The sequence below is a fragment of the Neisseria sp. P0009.S007 genome (assembly GCF_051962515.1).
In genome coordinates this window covers 1-3,783 of sequence record NZ_JBQCVF010000151.1, presented here as the reverse complement: position 1 = coordinate 3,783, position 3,783 = coordinate 1, and the positions used below count along the sequence as shown (strand labels likewise).

The following is a 3,783-nucleotide window of genomic DNA, read 5'->3' as shown; positions in this document are numbered from 1 at the left end:
TTGCATTATCATCTAAGAACTACAAATATTATAGTAACGGTAACAGACTATAGCCGACGGGCAGATTCCTGCCCGCCAGCTGCAATATGATGCGGTCAAGCCCTAAAACCTACCCTTGATGCCGAAGGTAACCGTCCTGCCCGGGCCGGGGACGGGGGTGCTGGACATGGGGTCTAGGTAATAGCGGTTGGCAAGGTTGGTCACGCCGAAATTCAAGTCTATATGTTTCCCTATGCGGTAGCGGGCATAGGCATCCAAAAGGGTGGCGGCATGCCAGCCGTAGGGTTTGCCGTTGCGCTCATACACCTGCCCCACGCCGTCGGCAATCAGCTTGTCGTAGTTTTTCCGCTCCGCCTTGCTGTGATGGATGGCGCGCATGCCCAATTCCAGTTTTTCATTAAAGAAGCGCGTGCCGACATCGAGGGTAAGCGAATATTTCGGCTGCAGGGATTGGAAGAAGCGGCTGAGGCCGAAGCCGCCTTCGAGGCATTCGGGTACGCGTTGGTAGTAATAGTCGAATTTGAAGGCGATACTCTTGTCGCACACCATATGTTTCAAGCGGTAAGTGCCGCCGAAGGAGGCGAAGAAGCGGCCGCTGTCGAGGCGGCTTTGCAGCTCCACCCCCTTGCTGATTGCCTTGTCGTATTGGATCATGCCGCCGTCCATATTCGAGGTGTCGATTTGGTTTTTGATTTTATTGCTGTAGTAGGTGAGGCGGAGGTCGCCTTGGCGCAGTTTGGCGAAATGCGGGGCGAAATTGAAATTGTAGCCGACTTCCCAGTTGGTGCTTTTTTCCGGCTTCAGGCTGTATTCGGCCACGGTCTTGCTGCCGTACAGCCCGCCGCTGCCGGTGGAAGCGGTCAATTCATAGAGGCTGGGGAAGCGGCTCATGCGGGCATAGCGGGCGAAGAGGCGGTGGTTGTCGGCAAGATCGTAGCTGACCGACAGCATGGGCGCCCAGGAATGCGCGCGCTGTTCCTGCGGCATGCGCCAGCGGTCGGCTTCGCCGAATGGATGGGGTATCCACGCGGTATTATTATAGTCGTGACTTACCCTTTGATCCGGAGACGGATAGGAGCTGCCCGTATACTCATTAACCAGCCTATCACTAATACGGAAATCATCACCGTATTTGCCGACAGGCGAACCCGGGATATAGCGGCGGTAGCGGCCTATTTTGCCTTGTGGGTTGTTTACCATTTCACGGTACATTTCCGGAGTAATCTGTATTTTATCGGTATCGAATTTACCCGCGACCATCGGGATAATCTGCTTACGGCGCAGGATATAAAGTGCGTCTTTATCTTTATCGGCTTCACTTTTCATGGTAAGGCTGCCATCCACTTTGCCGTAAATACGGGTACGGTAAAAAGCATCATCGGAGCCGTCGTCTTCGACCTGATTGAAATCATAGCCGTTCTTTTCGGCAAAGCGGCGGCTTAACTGCTTATACTCGTCGCTTTGTCTATCCATTTGATCCCAAAAATTGCGGTTGTAAGTCCGCCGCAAACCGTCTAATAAGCGCAAGTCTTCTTCATCCGCCAATTCGTAATACGGCATTAGCAGGCCGGTAACATAGCTGTCCGAACCCAGGCCGTACTGATACCAGGGGTTGCGTGCGGCACGCTGCCGCGCCAGTTCGATATTGCGCCCTTTAAAGTTCTGATAGCGCACGCCCGCCTGTATGTTCAGGCGGGAAGTCGGTTTCCAGTCAAACACCAGGTTCGCGCCCCATTCGTGCTTTTTCGCCGACTGCGGGCCGCCCAAGGCCGCCATGCGGGTCAGTACGCCGAAAGTATTCATCAAATCATTGCTGTCGGCGGTATCGGTGCGTTCTTCCAGTGTTTCACGCTGGTAGTCGGCGGCGAGGGTGAGGCTGAGTTTGTCGGAAAGGCGGAAGCGGTTGCTGAGGTTGAAGCCGTTGCGGACGACGTCGGTACGCTGCCGCGCGCCGGGAACGATGATGCGGTCGGGATGTTCGATGTAGTAGCGTTCCTGATTCAGCTTTTGCTTCAGTTCGGCCAGATTCATCATTTTGCCGATTTGGTTGGTCTGGTCGGTCATCACATTTTTATCGGCGGGCGTGATGGCGTAGTAGCCGCCCGTATGCCCCATCCAGCGGTCGGTAATCGCACGGTTGTTTTCATCGTGTTCTGCCAGCTTGCGGGCGATTTTGTCGGGCGTGTCTTCTATCATGCGCAGCACTTCTTCGTGGGTTCGCGCCGAGCCGTAGGTGTTCGACGCCATCGCGTCTTCGCAGCTTTCCCCCCGCAGGTTGGGCGAGGGCTGTTTGCGTATGTTGCACCAGTACCAAAGGTCGTACTCATAGTCGGGCGTAATGACGCCGACGACGGGGCCGCCGCTCTGATGGCGGTTGCTGTCGGTCTTCACCCGCCACATATCGGCTTGAAGGTCTATCCATTTGTTGTTTTGCGGTTTCCATTCGTAGCCGATTTTGTAGGTTTTGCTGTCGATTTTCGTGCCTATGCCCGGTGCCTGCTGCGCGGGTTCGTCTAGGGATTGTTCGGCGAAACCGAGTATCCATGCCGTTATCAGGGGATTGATTTCGCCGAAGCCGATTTTGTTGTCCATATATTGCAGGCTGATTTTTTGGTTGCTTGGCAGATACCAGTTGTTTTTCAGCAGCAGGGTTTTGGTGTCGGTGTGGCTGTTCATGATTTCTTCGCCCGGCCGGAACAGGACGGCCATATTGGGTACTAGACTGGAAGACGATTTGCAGAGTATGTCTTTTTCCAGTTGCGATTTGTTGGGATACTGATCGTAACAGGCATCTGCACCGTAAATGGGGTTGTTGAGGTAGCTCTGATAGCCGCGTTTGCCCGCGTAGTAGTTGCCTTTTTGGCGGTGGCTGTATGCAGCAAGGCCGTCTGTAATGTCGGTTTTGAAGGCGGCGGACAACATCAACTGCCTATCGTCTTTGAAGTTGGTGTGGCTTTTGCCGCCCGCATACTTCGTACCTGCTATGCCTTCGTCCAACAACAGGGCGGTGGGGGAAGGTTTGCCGGTATAGCCGGTCAATACATCGGGCATACCCGATACTCCGTCCGCCGTTGCGCCTATGGGCGAGAGGGTGCGGTAGTCGCGGCCTAAGAATTGGCGCAAGTCGTTTTTCTGCGCCACGGTGTTGCCGGAAAACTCGGTTTTGACTTCGATTCCCCAGTTTTTGCCTTCGGGGATGATGTCGGCGGGTTCGATGGTGCGGATGGACATCGCGCCGCCGACGCCTGATTTTACGCCGCGCGTTAGGGCGGGGCTTTTTTCAACTGCGATGCTGCGGAACAGGGCGGGGTCAAGGTAGTTGCGGTCTCCCACGCCGTAGTTGTTGAGCCAGACATCGACCGTTTGCTCCGTGCCGTCCAGCGTTACGGGGATGCGGCCCTTGCCGGTGATGCCGCGTATATTGGGTGTAATCGCGCCACCTGCGGTGCGGGTGTTCATGTTGTACACGCCGTTTAGGCCTTTGAGCACGTCGCCGGCGGATTGGACGCGGTAGCGTTCGAGGTATTCTTTGCCGACGTAGGCGTTGGAGACGTTTTTGTAATACACGTCGTCCGCGCCTTTTTGGTCGTTGGTACGTTTGCCACTGACAACAACGGTATCCAATTCCTGGTATTGTTCTGGTCGAGCTGAGGTTTCGATGGTATTGGCAACGGTTAATGTACTGAATGCGCTGGCAAGGCTGAGAATGATTATTTTGGGTTTGGGAGTAAAAGCAGACATAGTTTCTCTTTGTTAAGAACTTAATATAATAGGTTAAAATAC

General features: G+C 54.4%; 1 protein-coding gene. It reads right to left on the bottom strand.

Annotated elements, in window-relative coordinates; translation table 11 throughout:
• Positions 1-102 precede the first annotated feature (102 nt).
• Positions 103-3,741 carry a TonB-dependent receptor TdfG gene (tdfG, locus tag ACTHS3_RS10680; RefSeq protein WP_070607790.1) on the bottom strand — a complete coding sequence of 1,213 codons (3,639 nt, stop codon included), beginning with the start codon at positions 3,739-3,741 and terminating at the stop codon, positions 103-105.
• Positions 3,742-3,783: the final 42 nt, after the last annotated feature.

Coding starts and splice junctions, on each gene's coding strand:
- tdfG (WP_070607790.1), bottom strand. CDS start 3,741: ATGTCTGCTTTTACTCCCAAACCCAAAATAATCATTCTCAGCCTTGCC.